Genomic DNA, 15,621 nt, shown 5'->3' on the forward strand with positions numbered 1-15,621 from the left:
TCAATTTTAACTAAATACTGGAGGTGCCGATCCCCGCGCGGTAGGGTGTGACCCAGCACGTCCGCAATCACTGCGGGCCTCGAGTTATTGGAAGTCCTGGAATGTCCATCGCTGAGTTCGCCCCGGCAGAGCCCCCCCAAAACGCGCCCGCCGTCGCAAAGCCGCAGCTCCCGCCCGGCGTCATCACTGAAGGCCCGCTCGTCCAGGCCAAGTTGCGCGAAAGCTATCTCCTCCTCGGCATTCTCTACGTCGGCGCTGTCGCGGGCATCATCTGGGCCATCACGCAAGGCGTCGGCAAGGTGGAGCTGTTTACCTTCGCCTGGATGTTCGCGCTGACCACGTTCGGCATCGGTGCCGGCATGCACCGCCTGTTCGTCCATCGCAGCTTCCGCACCGGCCCGATCATGCGCGTCTTCTTCTGCGCCATCGCCCAGATGGCGGTGCAGGGCTCGATCGCGAAATGGGTCGCCAACCACCGCCGCCATCACCTCTATGCCGACGACGTCGGCGATCCCCACAGCCCGCAATTCGACGGCTTCGGCAATCGCTATGTCAGCGCGCTCAAGGGTTTCCTGCACGCCCAGGGCAGCTGGGTGTTCGACCAGGCGACCACCGACAATGAATACTACGCCAAGGACATCCTCGCCGATCCGATCGCGATGTTCTTCGTGCGCACGCGCTGGGTCTGGTACGGGATGTCCGGTGTCTTCATTCCCGGCGTGATCGGCTACACCTTCGGTGGCGTGCACACCATGATCGGCTGCGTGCTGTTCTCGGGCCTGCTCCGCTGCTACCTGCTGATCCTCACCAGCCAGCTCACCGGCTCGGTCTGCCACGCCTACGGCTACCGCCGCTTCGAGGTCGAGGACGCCTCGACCAACGAGTTCGTGACCACGATCCTCACCTTCGGCGAGGGTCTGCACAACAACCATCACCGCTTCCCGCGGGACGCCTATATCTCGCACGCCTGGTGGGAGATCGATCTCAACGGCCTGATCATTCTGGGCATGGAGAAGATCGGCCTCGTCCACGACGTCTTCCACGCCTCGCACCGTCAGCTCGAGCTGGCGTCCGAAGCGGAGGCGCAGGCAGCCACGACGGCGCGCTAAAGGCGGCAGGCGGCGGCCGTTCCTCCGGCCGCCTTGCCTCCGCTCCGCTGCCCTATCGCGGCCCCATTGCGGGATCAGCTTTTGAGGGTCTGTGCCTCGTGCCGGACCTCATTTGCAGACTTGCGATCGGGGGACCGAATGGCAGTCAACAAGATTAGGATTGATAAGATCACTTGGGACCGGGTTGGCCGGGTCACCGAGCCCGGACGCTACATGTACACCTTTGGCTGGCTGACGATTACGGCCGGCGATCTCGATATCTGGAAGCAATATCCGCAAGCCGCCTTCACGCTGCTCGCGCACCACGCCGAGCCGGACGAGGCCGTCGGCGAGGAATTCCATCTCGGCGCCTTCGACATCGCGCCGGACACCCCACCGCCGTTCACCACGCATTGAAGGGCGGGAACGCCGGCCCAAATCGCCTTGCGGGCTGCGCGCGGCGCAGGTGGCTGCGGGAACACATGGCATGCACGTTGCTTAATCAACGTCATGATACACATCCCCGCCGTCGACCAGGCCTTCCTGCTGCTGCTCATCGTCTTCTGCCTTGGCACGTGCCTCGTACGCGCCTTCTGGGAGCTGGAGCAGGTGCGGGCACGCCGGGTCGCTGCGCCGCCACGTGGGCGCACAAGGAAGCGTGACTAGGCCGGTTGGCCGGCCGCGCGTTGTCCAGGCGGCAGCCGCGCCGCCTCTGGACTCGCGGTTCAGCCACGTGCATCGTGAATCGAAGAAACCTGCGCAGTGCCTTGATCTGACTTGCCAATCGCGATCCGGTGACGAGCGCGAACCGCTCCTGTCGATGACGAATTGGTTCTGTCATGCGCTTGATTGCGCTCGTATTCTACACGTTCGGTGCCGATCCCGATGAACGCCGGCTGTCGCGCCTGTTAAGTGACGCGACAGCAAATGCATGACACATGGTCGCATCGGTAGACGTAGATAAGCAGATCAAGGGAACCTATTTTCGGCGCCGATGTACCTGATTGAAGCTTTGCCCACCGTCATCGGAACTGCCGCCATCGCCCCGGCGCTGCTGATGCTGTGGCTCGTCATTGCCGCCGAGGAGCGTCCGGGACCGCCGGCCCAGGTCTGGACCGCGTTCCTGCTCGGCGCGGCCAGCATTTCGCTGCTGGGCCTTGCTCGCGCGCCCTTCGCCAAGATGGTTGCAGCCCCCGACAACCCCTGGGCGGCGCTCGCCATGCATTCGGTCTTCGGGGTCGCGCTGCCCGAGGAAGCGGTCAAGGTGATCGCCATCGTGCTGGTCTCCTCGACCAAGCGGCGGACCTTCGCCAATCCGATGGATACCGTGGTCTATGGCGCCGCCGTCGGCCTCGGCTTCGCCGCCTACGAGAACCTCGCCTACCTCGTCCAGCACGCCGAGATGTGGCGCTCGCTGGCCGCCCTGCGCAGCGTGCTGACCGTGCCGTTCCACGGCGCGCTCGGAATCATCGCCGGCGCCTACCTGACGATCGCGCGCGCCGGCACGGCGCTGGGTGCCAACCGCCACCATCGCGACTGGGCCCGCCTGTCCAGCCGCCTGCTGATCTTCGCAGGCCCGGTCGCGCTGCATTCGGCCTTCGACTTCCCGCTGCTGACACTGCAGCGGATGCCCGATCTCGATCCGACGCTGCGGATGTGGCTGGGCGGAGCGAGCCTGCTGATCGGCTTCAGCTCGATCGCCTTCGCCATCCGCCTGGTGCGGCGGGTCGCGCGCCATCACGCGCCGAGGACCGATATCGCGCGGGAGCGGCTCAGCCAGTTGCGCCGGATGTGGGCGCTGCTGCTCGCCGGCGGCGGCGTCGGCTTCCTCGGCCTCGCCTTCGTGCTGACCTCGATCCATCACTGGCTGATCAACCCCGAGCGCAATCTGACATTGGCCCTGATCCCGATCGGCTTCGTCTCGATCCTGCTCGGCCTCGCGCTCCTGATCGTCACGATCGCGATCTACATTCTCGGCCGCAACCGCGTTCGCACCAGCGGCGAAGGTTTTTCGTCAGCGCACGGCGGCGGTTGAGCCCCGGGATGGCAAGCGCGGTGTGTGCATACTAGATTGAGCACACATCTTTCGATCTGGAGCCTGCCGATGACATCGCCTGAGGATTTTTCCCGGCTGCAATCCGCCATGAGCGAAACGGTCAAGGCGCATTGGAAGGCTTTCCTGTTCGAAGGCATCCTGCTTGCCGTTCTCGGCGTCGCCGCGCTGATCCTGCCGCCGCTCGCGAGCCTTGCGATCACGATCTTTCTCGGCTGGATGTTCCTGATCAGCGGCATCGGCGGACTGATCGTGACCTATTGGGCGCGCAGCTCGCCGGGTTTCTGGTGGTCGCTGATCTCGGCCGCGCTGGCCGTGCTCGCCGGCATGCTCCTGCTGGCCCGGCCGATGCAGGCCGTGCTGACGCTGACCATCGTGCTCGGCGCCTACTTCCTCGCCGAGGGCGTCGCCACCATCATGTATGCGCTGGAGCACCGCCGCGAGCTGAGCAGCCGCTGGTCCTGGCTCTTGATCTCGGGCCTCGTCGACATCGCGATCGCGTTCATGGTGATCACGGGGCTGCCGAGCTCGGCGGAATGGGCGATCGGCATCCTCGTCGGTATCAATTTGCTGTTCGGCGGCGCCACCCTGATCGGAATGGCGCTGGCAGCACGCAAGAGCAACAGTTGAGGCGCCTCGTGGCCCCTCGCGCCGATTGGGGGGTGACAACCCGCCAATCGCGCGCTATATGAGCGGCCATGATCACCCTCGTCACCAGCTATTTTTGGTACTTTAGCTACGACAGCTCGCTGGCGGCAGGAGGATCGCGCTCAATCTGAATATTGAAGCAAACGTCCGAACAAGCCGCCAGACCTGGCGGCTTTTTTATTGCCGGCAGGTTCAAACAAACAGGAGCCCGCCGTGCTGAGCACGACCGACGATCTTCGTATCCGCGAACTGAAAGAGCTGAGCACACCGGAAGAGGTGATGCGGGAAGTCCCGCGCACGCTCACCGCAACGCGTGTGGTGATGGCGGCGCGCAACGCCATCCATGCCATCCTCAACGGCCAGGACGACCGCCTGCTCGTCGTGGTCGGCCCCTGCTCGGTGCACGATCCCAAGGCCGCGCTCGAATATGCCGAGCGTCTCGCGAGCCTGCGCGAAGACCTTGCCGACCAGCTCGAGATCGTGATGCGGGTCTATTTCGAGAAGCCGCGCACCACCGTCGGCTGGAAGGGCCTGATCAACGATCCTGACCTGGACGGCAGCTTCGACATCAACAAGGGCCTGCGGCTGGCGCGCAACGTGCTGTCCGCGGTAAACAATCTCGGCCTGCCCGCCGGCGCAGAATTTTTGGACATGACGACGCCGCAATACATTGCGGACCTCGTGTCCTGGGCCGCGATCGGCGCGCGCACGACCGAGAGCCAGATCCATCGCGAGCTGGCCTCGGGGCTGTCCTGCCCGGTCGGCTTCAAGAACGGCACCGACGGCAATGTGCGCATCGCGGCGGACGCGGTGAAGTCGGCCTCGCATCCGCATCATTTCATGGCGGTGACCAAGCTCGGCCGTTCGGCGATCGCTTCGACCGCGGGCAACGAGGATTGCCACATCATCCTGCGCGGCGGCAGCCAGCCGAACTACAATGCGGGAAGCGTCGCGGCGGCCTGCAACGATCTGGCCAAATCCGGCGTCGCGCCACTGGTGATGGTGGATGCGAGCCACGCCAATTCGAGCAAGAAGCCGGAAAACCAGCCGCTGGTCATGGCCGACATCGCCGGCCAGATCTCGGGCGGCGAGAACCGTATCATGGGCGTGATGATCGAGAGCAATCTCGTCGCCGGCCGCCAGGACGTGGTGCCGGGCAAACCGCTGACCTACGGCCAGAGCATCACGGACGGATGCATCGACTGGGCGACCACGGCAACCGCGCTCGAGCAACTCGCTGACGCGGTCGAGATCCGGCGCAACACGAAGCGCGCGGGGCTGCACGAACGCTCGGCGTAAGGCCAAAGCCAACGCGGGCGGGGCGAGCTGTCGCGCCCTGCCCGCCGCTAGCCACAAGCTAACAGCCGCGGCAGATGCTCTTGATCTTCTTGTCGAGCGCCGCGTCTTCCTTGTTCACGGGATTATTCGGATCGCTCAGATTCTTCTCGTTCGGCACATCGCCGGCGCGCGGCTGGCGATGACCGATGGGTGCCTGCGGCACCGACCCGGACGTGGCGCCGCCGGATGTCGACCCCTTGGAGCCGCTGGGCTGTGCAACCGCCGCGCCGCCAAGCAAGACCACGAGCGACGCTGCCACCACCATGATCTTCTTCATGTCCGTTCCTCCATTCTCAAACCCACGTTCTCTGCATCGCCGCTCACGTCTCGGGCGGATAGAGATGAACGTCGCCGCAATAATCCACGATACGATAGCGCGTTTCCGTTTCCGCTTCACGCGCGTCGGCTGCGGTATTTTGCACCGCCAACACATAATTCGGCCCCACCGGCGATTTGCCGGCGCCGCCGGGAATGTCGATGACATAATCGGGCTGACACAGTCCTGACACCCGTCCGCGCAACTGCCGCATCAAATCCTGCCCCTGGGCCAACGTCGTTCGCAAATGCACGGTGCCCGGCGCGAGATCGCCGTGATGCAGATAGTAGGGCTTGATCCGGCATTCGACGAAAGCTCGCATCAAATCCGACAAAGCGGCAATGCTGTCGTTGACGCCGCGCAAAAGCACGGACTGACTCACCATGGGAATTCCGGCATCGGCAAGCCGTGCGCAGGCCGCGCGCGCAGGCCCCGTCAACTCGCGCGCATGGTTGGCATGCACCGCGACCCAGGTGGTCGCGCCCTCGACCTTCAACGCAGCCACCATCTCGTCGCTGATCCGCGCGGGATCGGCCACCGGCACGCGGGTGTGAAGGCGGACGATCTTGACGTGATCGATTCCCGCGAGATCGGCCATGATCTCGCTCATCCGGCGCGGCGACAGCATCAAGGGGTCGCCGCCGGTCAGGATCACTTCCCAGATCTCGCTGTGCGAACGGATGTAGTCGATCGCCGCGCGATATGCGCCCTCCGAGAGCGCGTTCTCCTTGCCGGGCCCGACCATTTCGCGGCGGAAGCAGAAGCGGCAATAGACCGCGCAGACGTGAACGAGCTTGAACAGCACGCGGTCGGGATAGCGATGCACAATGCCCTGCACCGGCGAGTGCGGATGATCGCCGATCGGATCGGCGCTCTCGCCTGGCTGCATCTCCAGTTCTGCGGCGGTCGGAACGAATTGCCGCGCGATCGGATCGGCGGGATCGGACGTGTCGATCAGCTCGACCAGCGCCGGCGTGATCGCCACCGCGTAGCGCGCGGCGACACGCTCGAGCGCGGGCAGCGCTTCGGCCGGTGCAAGCTGCGCGGCCACAAGCTCGGCCGGCTCGCGCAGGGTGCGTGCAAGGTTGATCTTCGTCATGTCTCACTTAACGTTTCATTTGCAGGCGGTGTCCACACCACCTGATCGATCCGCGCTGCGCCGCTCGCCAGCATCACCAGCCGGTCGAAGCCGAGCGCGACGCCGCTCGCCTCCGGCATTTGGGCGACCGCGGCCAGAAAATCCTCGTCCAGCGGATAGGCCTCGCCATAGCGGCGCTGCTTCTCCGCCATCGACTCCGTGAAGCGCTTGCGCTGTTCCTCGGCGTCGGTCAACTCGCCAAAGCCGTTGGCGAGTTCGACGCCGCAGGCATAGACCTCGAACCGCTCGGCGACCCGCGGGTCATCGGCCTTCACCCGCGCCAGCGCCGCCTCTGGAGATGGGTATTCGAACAGAATGGTCAAACGCCCCTGCCCCAGATGCGGCTCGACATGCTCGACCAGGACCTTGCTGAAGATGTCGGACCAGGTGTCGTCCTCCGCCACGCGGGCCTTGGCGCCGGCCGCCTGCGCGAGCGCGGCACGGTTACCCTCGCCGCCCGAGATTGTCGACAGCAGGTCGATCCCCGCGAACCGCTCGAAGGCGCCCGCGACCGTCACCAGCTCCGGCTCGGCGAAGGGATCCGCGGTCCGGCCGCGGAAGGAGAAATTCCCGATCCCGGTCGCCTGCGCGGCGCGGGCGATGACGACGACGGTGTCCGCCATAATGGCATCATAGGGGGCGCGAGCCCGGTACCATTCCAGCATGGTGAATTCGGGCAGATGCAGGTCGCCGCGCTCGCGATCACGGAACACCCGTGCGAATTCGAAAATCCGCTCCTCGCCCGCCGCCAGCAGCTTCTTGCAGGCGAATTCCGGCGAGGTCCGCAAGTACCGGCTGGCACGGCTGCCATCGGGCCGCATGATCTCGGTCCGGGGGGCGTGCAGATGGGTTTCGTTGCCCGGGGAGACCTGGAGGACCGAGGTTTCGACCTCAAGGAACCCCTGCTCGGCGAAAAAGCCCCTGAGAGACCCGGTAATGGCCCCCCTGGCCTGGAGGAACGGCCGCCGGTCGAGATGCCGCGAGGGCGACCAGAACGGCGAAATCGGCTTGTCCCCAACCATCAACCGGCCGCCCCGCAGGCCAGCAAAATGCTGGCATTCAACGACAAAATGCGTATGTTGCGGCCCGAAACGGGTGCCGCGGTCTGATTTGAGGCCCCAGGTCCCCCATCAATTTGACCACGTCCTGGCCGGAGCCGGGCCAAGCAAGCAGGAAATATAGCTTTGAGAGTCATCGCCAGTTCTATTCGCAAGGGCAACGTGATCGAGCAAGACGGCAAGCTTTATGTCGTTGTGACCGCCGAGAACATCCATCCCGGCAAGGGCACTCCGGTCAGCCAGATCGAAATGCGCCGAATCTCGGACGGGGTAAAGATCTCCGAGCGCTACAAGACCACCGACCAGGTCGAGAAGGCCACGATCGAAGAGCGCAACTTCACCTTCCTCTATGAAGATGGCGACGGCTTCCATTTCATGAACCCGGAAACCTATGACCAGGTCCAGGTGTCCAAGGACGTCATCGGCGATGCGGCCGCTTATCTCCAGGAGAGTATGACGGTCAAGCTGTCGACGCATGACGTCAACGTGGTGTCGATCGCGTTGCCGCAGCGCGTGACGCTGGAAGTGGTCGAGACCGAGCCCGTGACCAAGGGCCAGACCGCCTCCTCCTCCTACAAGCCCGCGGTGCTCTCCAACGGCCTGCGCACCACTGTGCCGCCGCACATCGCCGTCGGCACCCGTATCGTGGTGATGACCGAAGACGGCTCCTACTCCGAGCGCGCCAAGGACTAAGCGAGGAATCAGAGCAGGTGCCGCCGGGGGCCGAGGCAGTGGTTGGGAAAAGTTTCCGCTTCGTCTCGCTGGTTCTGGCGGCGCTTTCGCTCCTCACCGCCACTCCGCTCGCTGCGGACGAAATCCGCAGCCCTTCGCTCACGGCGCTGCGCGTCGATTGGCGCGCAGCGCTCGACCAGCTCCGCACCGAGGTCAACAGCCGTCCCCCGATCGCGGGCGACTTCATCTTCGCACCCCGCCGTTCGGTGCCACGCTACGATCCGCGCGCGATGCCTGCGCTGGTGCAGCTCAACGCGGTCTCATCGCAATTCTTCACCGGTATCGCCCGCAGCTCCGTGCCCGTGCTTCTACCGTTCGATGCTGCCGCCTATCTCGAGGCGCAGCGCAATCGCGCGCCGGGGACACTCGCGCTCTCGCACTATCAGGCCGATTTCAATCCCGTCGACATGTTTGATGCCGGCCCCTCAGGCTACAGTGCCAGCTTCTCGCTCGAACCCGGTGCCGGCGACGGTATGCCGAGCCGCGTCTACACAAGGCCGGTCGAGGTGCAGATCACGGGCTCGGCACTCGTTTACGACGTCGCCGATCCCGCCGGCGGCAAGGGCGAGCAGGTCAAGCCGCTTGCGGCAACCTATCCGGACCTGCGCAGGTTCATCCGGGAAGGCTATGTGCGCTACGCCTTCACCCGCTTCGGCGTTGCCTATGTCGTCTCCATCCAGTGCCTGGACAGCATCGCAAAGCCGCGGAGGCTCGCCTGCAAGGAAGCCTATCCGGTTGCAGAGCGCTTCCTGAAAGGGCTCCGCATCGCCGGCGGCCAGCGCATGCGGCCGCTCACGGACATGGCCTCCAGCATCATCGATCGTCCTTCAGCGCGGTCGCCGGATTTCACCTACCGACCGAGCGGCGACATCATCCCGAACACCGGCTATCGCAACAAGGCCGGCCATCCGGATGTGATGGCCTATGCGCAGATCCGTTTTCCGCTCGAAAAGGCGCCCGCCTTCGTGCGTTCGCAATCCTACGGCAAGCGCGACAAGAGCGACGGCCCGACGGCCTATCCCTGGCGCGACAATTTCTGCGAGTCCCGCAGTTTCGAGGTCTGGCAGTGCGGCGGCGGTTATGGCCACCAGGGCGAGGACATCCGCGCCGCCGAATGCCCACCGCCCGGCGAAGGCCACGAACCCTGCGATCGCAAGCAGCGCGGCGTCGTCGCGGTGCGCGACGCCATCGTGATCCGCGGCGCCAAGGATCAGGCCGCGACGCTCGAGGTCAACAGCCGCACCGAACATATTCGCTTCCGCTATATGCACATGAACCCGCAGGCGCTGACCGCCGACGGCATGCTCAACGGCCGCATCGTCACCGAAGGCGAGAAGATCGGCGTGGTCTCCAACTATCTCGACCATCCCGCCGGCACATCGATGCATTTGCATTTCGACGTGCAGGTGTTTACCCGCGACGGGTGGATCTGGGTCAGTCCTTACGTCACGCTGGTTTCGGCCTATGAACGCCTGATCCACGCCCGCGGCCGCGAAGTCGGCCCGGAGATCGCCGGCACGCCGCAGCCGGTGGCGCATGCGTTGCCGGAGGACGTGATCAAGCCGGACCTGCGCGAGGGATCGAGCGGCGAGGAGAATTGAGGGGCGAGCTCGCTCATGGGGCCGCTACGGACTACTCCAACAGCGTCGTCAGCTGCGCGCCCTCGTCCGCCACGAACACCGCGATCAATTCCGCCGGCTCGGTCGCGCTGGCATTGGCCGAGACCAGATGCGTCGATCCCGGCGGCTCGAAGAAGGACTGGCCGACACCAAATGTCTCGACAGGGCCGCCGCCAAGCTGGGAACGAATTTCACCCTTGGTGATGTAGGCGGTCACCGAACCGGCGTGACGATGCGGCCGCGAGAATCCGCCGGGACCGTAGAACACACGCACGATGGTGACGCGCTTGCCCGGGACGTTCGGCAACGCGTAGGAGCCGATCGGCTCGACCTTGTCGAGCGGCGAGCTCTCCGCCGCGGTCGCGCAGAGCGGCGCCAACGCGCCGGATACGGCATCCATCGTCACCGGCAACGCCTTGCCGATCGCAAACGCGCAGGCGAGCCCGCCGACGACGGCCAGCGCCATCGAGCGCGATGGCACCGGACGCTGCGCATGGGTTAAACTCATTGCAGTCATGATAACCTCCCCTTGTTTTCTCGTTGTTGCAATCAAGATGCCGCGGCGCTCGCTGCGACCGGCCGCTTCGCCGGCGTCCAGCGATACGCGGCGCCAAAGCGGTTCCAGACGTTGATCGAGGCGACCGCCGAGGTCAGGTACATCAGCTCGGCCTCGGAGAATTCGCCGGAAGCGTCCGCATAGACCTCTTCACTGACGCCATCGGGCAGGAAGGTCAGCGCCTCCGCCCAGGCCAGCGCGGCCCGCTCGCGCGCGGAAAAGACCGGCGCCTCGCGCCAGACCGCGACCAGATTGAGCTTGTCCACGGGCACGCCGATCCGCTCCGACAACAGGACGTGGTGCTGCACGCAGAACGCGCAGCCGTTGATCTGCGAGGCGCGCAGCTTGACCAGCTCGAGCAGCTGCTTGTCGAGGCCCGCCTTGGCCGCCACCTGGCCGAGCGCCAGCACCAGCTCATACGCATCGGGCGCGATCTTCTTGAAATCCTCGTACTCGCTGCGGGCGTGTGACATTGGCGTTCACCTCGTGTATTGTAAGACTGCTTACATCTTATAAGAGCTCTTATATGTCACGCAAGACCGCCGCCATCACGAAATCGAAGGCTCCGCGGAAGCCGACCGCACCTGCCGAAATCGTCGCCGTTCGCGTGCCCGCGCCCGGAGAAGGCAAGCGCGGCGAGCAAGGTTATCTCGGCTATCTGCTGCGACAGGCCCATGCCGCGGTCCGCCTGACGATGGAACGGACGCTCGCCGACCTCGGCGTGACGTCGCCGCAATTTGCCGTGCTGACCATGCTGAACGCCTATCCGGGCCTCTCGGGTGCCGACGTCGCCCGGCTCACCTTCCTGACCCCGCAGACGGTCGGCGTGATCATTCGCAACCTCGATCGCGACGGTGCGATCGCGATGACGCCTCATCCGGTCCACGGCCGGATCCAGCAATGGACGCTGACGCAGCGGGGAACGACGCTGTTGAAGGCTTGCAGGGAGCGCGTGATCGCGCTGGAGAAGCGCCTTGCCGCAAGTCTGGACGCCAAGGCAGAGACCGCGATCCGGCGCTGGCTCGCCGGCATCGCCGCCGATTTGCAGGAGGACTAACCGGCTCTAGTCGCCGCCGCCTCCGTCACCACCGCAGCCGCCGTCGCCTCCATCGGCATCCGAGAAATCGCTGACGACGCCGTCGCCCTGGATGCCACGGCCAAAGTTCTCGGCGATGATCATCAGGATCACGACAAACAGCCCGGCGCCGAACGGCCAGGGATTGCTACGGATGATGTCGAACAGCTCCCGCATGCGCGCATTCTGGGCAGACGGAAGCAAACCGACCGTAAAGCGACAGGCTTGAAATTGGGGATATCCGGGCAAGCGCAGGGACGCTCAGCCGCCCTTCAACGCTTTCTTAACCTCGCCGTCGGGCCAGGCATCGCCTGCCGCGCTCACGCGCACGCGGCTCTGATCGGTGGCATTCACCAGCACATGCGAACTCGTCCGATCACCGCTCGGCTCGAGACGCAAATCGGTTTCGGGCTTCCAGCTCAACGTGGTCGCGAGATCGCCGGGATAGATCCGCCATTGCGATCCGTCGTCGAGTTCGACGACATGACTTTCCGCGTGTGCCCGTATCTTCATTCCACCCCGAATTCTCGATGAGCAGATTGCGTGCAGACGGCGGGCCCCGGCGCTCGGCCGGGGCCCAGCTCCGTCAGTCGTTGTCGTGATGAATCACGGTCTTGCTGCGATTGCCGAATTCATCTTCCTTCTTGATCACCGTGGTGCGGTTGGCAGGCTCGCGCTCCCTGATGACCGTGGTGCGGTCGCGATCGCGGTCCCGCTCACGATATTCGTGGGACTGTCCGACCGTCACGCCGGCTCCGACCGGGCCGACGTGAACGCCGACTTCGTCGGCGAATGCAGGAGCGGCGATGGCCGTGACCATGGCGGCGGCAAACAGATATCTTTTCATCTTCATCCTCCAGTGTATGCGGAGGGAATGCGGGACTGCGACACTTTGTTCCGGCGGAACGCAGCGCGATGGCCTGTTCCCGGTGTTCCAGGAACCGGCCCACAGCGGCCGTGATTCCCGCTAGAATGGGTCCATGAAACAAGCTGATTCCTCGGCCAATCACAGCCGCCGCGCCCTGCTTCGATCCACGCTCGGCGCAGCCGCATTCATCACATTCCCCACGCAGCTTCTCGCCGCGCCTCCGGGCTTCGACGAATGGCGCGAGGGTTTTCGTGCACGCGCCATGGCGAAGGGCATTTCGGCTGCGACCTGGCAGCGCGCGATGGCGCGGGTCGAGCCCGACATGAGCGTGTTCAAGCAGATGCGCAACCAGCCCGAATTCCACGAGCAGGTCTGGCAATACATCAACCGCCGCGTCTCGGACTGGCGCATCATCAATGGCAAGATCGCGCTGAAAAACAACGAGGCGCTGCTCGCGCGCATCGAGCGTGATTTCGGCGTCGAGCGCGGCACGCTGCTGGCGCTGTGGGGCGTGGAGTCCGCCTATGGCGATCCGCTGGTGCAACAAAACCACATGACGCCGGTATTCCCCTCGCTCGCCGCGCTCGCCTGGAACGAGCCGCGCCGCAAAGCCTATTGGGAGACCGAGCTGATCAACGCGCTGCGCATCGTCGACAAGGGCTGGAGCACGCCGGAGCAGATGCAGGGATCCTGGGCCGGCGCGATGGGGCATTCGCAATGGATGCCGGAGGTCTGGCTCAATGTCGGCATCGACTATGACGGCGACGGCAAGGTGTCGCCGTTCGGCAAGCCCGACGATGCACTGGGCTCAACGGCAAAGTACCTGGTCAATCGCGGCAAGTGGCGCCGTGGCGAGCACTGGGGCTACGAGGTGCGCGCGTCCGGCGATATGAGCGGCAACCGGACCTACGCGGCGTGGGCATCGGCCGGCGTCACCCGCGCCGACGGCCAGCCGTTTCCGCAACCGAATGCATCCGCGCAGATGTGGACGCCGGTTGCGGGCGGGCCGACATTCCTGCTGGGACCGAATTTCTATTCGGTGAAGAGCTACAATCCCTCGATGAACTATGCGCTCGCAATCTGCCATCTCGGCGACCGCTGCCTCGGCGCGCCACCCTTCATCCAGCCCTTCCCCGGCTCAGAGCGCGCGCTGACGCTCGCCGAGGTGCAGGAGATGCAGACGCGCCTGACCAAGGCCGGGTTCGACACCGGCGGCACCGACGGCCGCGTCGGCAACGACACCATGAAGGCAATCAAGGATTTTCAGCAGCGCGCGGGGATCACGCCCGCCGATGGCTATGGCGGGCTGAAGGTGCTGGCGAAGCTGCGGCAAGGGTCGTAACTTGCCTCAGTGCCTGTACTGCGGCTCTTCCGCGTCGAGCTGGCGGCGGATCGCGGCGAGATGCAATCGCGCGGATTCGGAATCGCCTTCGCGCATCTGCCTGTAGGTTTCCGCCGCGATCGCGGGATCGACCGGCAGCACTTTTCGTCCCGTCGACATCGCCAGCACCTGCACCTCGGCGGCGCGCTCGAGATAATAGAGATCGTCCCAGGCCTCCGCGATGGTCGGCGCCAGCACCATCACGCCATGATGCTTCATGAAGACGATGTCGGCATCGCCGACAGCGGATGCGATCCTCGCGCCCTCGCGGTTGTCGAGCGCGAGGCCGTTGTAATCGCGGTCCACTGCGGTGCGGCCGTAGAATTTCAGCGCGGTCTGCCCGGCCCAGATCAGGGGATCACCCTCGGTCATCGACAAAGCCGTGGCGTAGGGCATGTGGGTGTGGAAGGCGACCTTCGCGCGCGGCAGGCGCTTGTGCATCTCGGCATGGATGTAGAACGCGGTCGCCTCGGGCGCGCCCTCGCCGTCGAGCACGTTGCCGTGGAAATCGCAGATCAGGAGCTTTGACGCCGTCAGCTCGCGGAAGGCGTAGCCGTATGGATTGACCAGGAAGAGATCGTCATGGCCGGGCACCACGGCCGAGAAATGGTTGCAGATGCCCTCCTCAAAACCATTGCGCGCGGCCATGCGGAAGCAGGCCGCGAGGTCCTCGCGCGCGGTGCGGATCGCGTCGGTGGCGAGATCAGGCCGGTTCGAGCGGAACGGCGCAGGTGCGGATGAGGAGGATTGAAGGCTGTGCGCCATGGCGAAGGAAACCTCTTTCGGTCGGAAGAGGCCCGCGTTGTACAGGGCCGACGCCTCTGCGTCAGCCCCCGCCGGCGCCACCCTGCCCTTCGCGTCTTGCGCGGCGGCTTATTGCCGCCGCGGCACGCCGCCGGCGTTCATGCCGCCATCGATGACGAGCTCGCTGCCGGTGACGTAGCGCGACGCATCGGAGGCCAGATACAGCACGCCGGAGGCGATCTCCGCGGCCTGCCCGGCGCGACCGAGCGGCGTCGCGACCTTGGCCCGCTCCTCGGGGTCGATCGGGGCGTTCTGGCCGGCCCCCGTCGCCCCCGTCGGGATCTTGCCCCAGATCGGGGTGTCGATGATGCCGGGGTGCACGGAGTTGACACGAATGCCGTCGCCGGCCGCCGCACACTCCATCGCGATCGATTTGGCAAACAGCCGCACACCGCCTTTGGTCAGCGAATAGGCCGACAGGCCCGGCGCACCGCGCAAGCCCGCGAGCGAGGACATCATGACGATGGAGCCGCCGCCGGTCTTGCGCATCAGCGGCAGGCAATGCTTCACGGACAGAAACACGCCGTCGAGGTTGATCGCGTTCTGCTTGTGCCAGTCAGCGAGCGTCATATCGACGATCGAGGGTACCGCAATGCCGATGCCGGCATTGGAGACCATGATGTCGAGCCGGCCATAGCGCTTGGCGATCTCGGCGACGATCTCGATCCAGGGCTCCTCGCTGGTGACGTCCTGCTCCAGGAAGATCGCCTTGCCGCCGGCTTTGGTCACGCGCTTGGCGAGCTCGGGGCCGCGCAGCTCGTCGATATCGGTGACGACGACAGTGGCGCCTTCGCGGGCGAACAGCTCGACGATCGCCTCGCCAATACCCGACGCACCGCCCGTCACCAGCGCGACCTTGCCCTCAACCTGCCCTGCCATGTTCACTCCCATTTTTTGTTGTTTGAGCGGCTCATTTTTGACGCATGATCTCCGCGCAAACGCGTACC

General features: G+C 65.1%; 20 protein-coding genes. 10 read left to right on the forward strand and 10 right to left on the reverse strand.

Going from position 1 to position 15,621, the window contains the following annotated elements; genetic code table 11:
* Positions 1–101: 101 nt before the first annotated feature.
* The 6 genes from HAP41_RS26200 to HAP41_RS26225 all read left to right on the forward strand — a co-directional run bounded on the left by HAP41_RS26200 (position 102) and on the right by HAP41_RS26225 (position 5,088).
* Positions 102–1,109, forward strand: a complete 1,008-nt coding sequence (locus tag HAP41_RS26200) for an acyl-CoA desaturase (protein WP_176400467.1) — start codon at positions 102–104, stop codon at positions 1,107–1,109.
* 138 nt (positions 1,110–1,247) lie between these two features.
* Positions 1,248–1,505 carry a hypothetical protein gene (locus HAP41_RS26205; protein WP_063983473.1) on the forward strand — a complete coding sequence of 86 codons (258 nt, stop codon included), beginning with the start codon at positions 1,248–1,250 and terminating at the stop codon, positions 1,503–1,505.
* 93 nt (positions 1,506–1,598) lie between these two features.
* Positions 1,599–1,754, forward strand: coding sequence for a hypothetical protein (locus tag HAP41_RS26210; protein ID WP_166096456.1), 156 nt, complete (start codon positions 1,599–1,601; stop codon positions 1,752–1,754).
* 328 nt (positions 1,755–2,082) lie between these two features.
* Positions 2,083–3,123, forward strand: coding sequence for a PrsW family glutamic-type intramembrane protease (locus HAP41_RS26215; RefSeq protein WP_014495490.1), 1,041 nt, complete (start codon positions 2,083–2,085; stop codon positions 3,121–3,123).
* Positions 3,124–3,192: 69 nt separating this feature from the next.
* Positions 3,193–3,771 (forward strand): HdeD family acid-resistance protein, encoded by a 579-nt coding sequence (locus HAP41_RS26220; RefSeq protein ID WP_063983474.1) that lies wholly within the window; start codon positions 3,193–3,195, stop codon positions 3,769–3,771.
* A 231-nt stretch (positions 3,772–4,002) separates the two neighbouring features.
* On the forward strand, positions 4,003–5,088 hold the full coding sequence (locus tag HAP41_RS26225) for a 3-deoxy-7-phosphoheptulonate synthase (RefSeq protein WP_166096455.1): 1,086 nt from the start codon (positions 4,003–4,005) through the stop codon (positions 5,086–5,088).
* A gap of 58 nt (positions 5,089–5,146) precedes the next feature.
* On the opposite strand, the gene HAP41_RS26230 is transcribed toward HAP41_RS26225, so the two are convergent.
* From HAP41_RS26230 to epmA, 3 genes are read right to left on the reverse strand one after another with little or no spacing between them, the layout of a single operon-like run.
* Positions 5,147–5,404 carry a hypothetical protein gene (locus HAP41_RS26230; RefSeq protein ID WP_085401231.1) on the reverse strand — a complete coding sequence of 86 codons (258 nt, stop codon included), beginning with the start codon at positions 5,402–5,404 and terminating at the stop codon, positions 5,147–5,149.
* Positions 5,405–5,447: 43 nt separating this feature from the next.
* The gene (locus HAP41_RS26235; RefSeq protein WP_166096454.1) at positions 5,448–6,542 is read right to left on the reverse strand and encodes a lysine-2,3-aminomutase-like protein; all 1,095 of its coding nucleotides are present in this window, start codon (positions 6,540–6,542) and stop codon (positions 5,448–5,450) included.
* Complete coding sequence (gene epmA / locus HAP41_RS26240) at positions 6,539–7,603, reverse strand: EF-P lysine aminoacylase EpmA (protein ID WP_166096453.1); 1,065 nt, start codon at positions 7,601–7,603, stop codon at positions 6,539–6,541. The genes HAP41_RS26235 and epmA overlap by 4 nt, the downstream gene beginning before the upstream one ends.
* A gap of 162 nt (positions 7,604–7,765) precedes the next feature.
* Here epmA and efp point away from each other — a divergent pair, with 162 nt between their 5' ends.
* Positions 7,766–8,332: an elongation factor P gene (efp, locus tag HAP41_RS26245; protein ID WP_063983478.1), complete on the forward strand. Its 567-nt coding sequence runs from the start codon at positions 7,766–7,768 to the stop codon at positions 8,330–8,332.
* Between the two features lie 17 nt (positions 8,333–8,349).
* Positions 8,350–9,972 carry a M23 family peptidase gene (locus HAP41_RS26250; protein WP_166096452.1) on the forward strand — a complete coding sequence of 541 codons (1,623 nt, stop codon included), beginning with the start codon at positions 8,350–8,352 and terminating at the stop codon, positions 9,970–9,972.
* A gap of 31 nt (positions 9,973–10,003) precedes the next feature.
* Here HAP41_RS26250 and HAP41_RS26255 read toward each other — a convergent pair whose 3' ends face one another.
* Together HAP41_RS26255 and HAP41_RS26260 are read right to left on the reverse strand one after the other, a co-directional pair.
* A complete protein-coding gene (locus HAP41_RS26255) occupies positions 10,004–10,507 on the reverse strand; it encodes a cupin domain-containing protein (RefSeq protein ID WP_166096451.1) in 504 nt (167 codons plus the stop codon).
* 32 nt (positions 10,508–10,539) lie between these two features.
* Complete coding sequence (locus HAP41_RS26260; protein ID WP_085401226.1) at positions 10,540–11,019, reverse strand: carboxymuconolactone decarboxylase family protein; 480 nt, start codon at positions 11,017–11,019, stop codon at positions 10,540–10,542.
* A 53-nt stretch (positions 11,020–11,072) separates the two neighbouring features.
* Between HAP41_RS26260 and HAP41_RS26265 the strand changes: the two genes are divergently transcribed.
* Positions 11,073–11,603 (forward strand): MarR family winged helix-turn-helix transcriptional regulator, encoded by a 531-nt coding sequence (locus HAP41_RS26265; protein ID WP_085401225.1) that lies wholly within the window; start codon positions 11,073–11,075, stop codon positions 11,601–11,603.
* A 6-nt stretch (positions 11,604–11,609) separates the two neighbouring features.
* Here HAP41_RS26265 and HAP41_RS26270 read toward each other — a convergent pair whose 3' ends face one another.
* The 3 genes from HAP41_RS26270 to HAP41_RS26280 form a co-directional block, all read right to left on the reverse strand.
* Complete coding sequence (locus tag HAP41_RS26270; RefSeq protein ID WP_166096450.1) at positions 11,610–11,798, reverse strand: hypothetical protein; 189 nt, start codon at positions 11,796–11,798, stop codon at positions 11,610–11,612.
* Between the two features lie 84 nt (positions 11,799–11,882).
* Positions 11,883–12,134: a hypothetical protein gene (locus tag HAP41_RS26275; RefSeq protein ID WP_063983484.1), complete on the reverse strand. Its 252-nt coding sequence runs from the start codon at positions 12,132–12,134 to the stop codon at positions 11,883–11,885.
* A 73-nt stretch (positions 12,135–12,207) separates the two neighbouring features.
* Positions 12,208–12,468, reverse strand: a complete 261-nt coding sequence (locus HAP41_RS26280) for a hypothetical protein (protein WP_028151025.1) — start codon at positions 12,466–12,468, stop codon at positions 12,208–12,210.
* Between the two features lie 133 nt (positions 12,469–12,601).
* On the opposite strand from HAP41_RS26280, the gene HAP41_RS26285 reads away from it, so the two are divergent.
* Positions 12,602–13,831, forward strand: a complete 1,230-nt coding sequence (locus tag HAP41_RS26285) for a lytic murein transglycosylase (RefSeq protein ID WP_166096449.1) — start codon at positions 12,602–12,604, stop codon at positions 13,829–13,831.
* Positions 13,832–13,837: 6 nt separating this feature from the next.
* Here the strand turns inward: HAP41_RS26285 and HAP41_RS26290 are convergent, their stop codons facing one another.
* Both HAP41_RS26290 and HAP41_RS26295 read right to left on the reverse strand, forming a co-directional pair.
* The gene (locus HAP41_RS26290) at positions 13,838–14,635 is read right to left on the reverse strand and encodes an aldolase (RefSeq protein WP_071914263.1); all 798 of its coding nucleotides are present in this window, start codon (positions 14,633–14,635) and stop codon (positions 13,838–13,840) included.
* A gap of 108 nt (positions 14,636–14,743) precedes the next feature.
* Positions 14,744–15,553, reverse strand: coding sequence for an SDR family NAD(P)-dependent oxidoreductase (locus HAP41_RS26295; protein WP_071917473.1), 810 nt, complete (start codon positions 15,551–15,553; stop codon positions 14,744–14,746).
* Positions 15,554–15,621: the final 68 nt, after the last annotated feature.

Source organism: Bradyrhizobium barranii subsp. apii, assembly GCF_011516635.5.
Lineage (GTDB): Bacteria > Pseudomonadota > Alphaproteobacteria > Rhizobiales > Xanthobacteraceae > Bradyrhizobium > Bradyrhizobium barranii.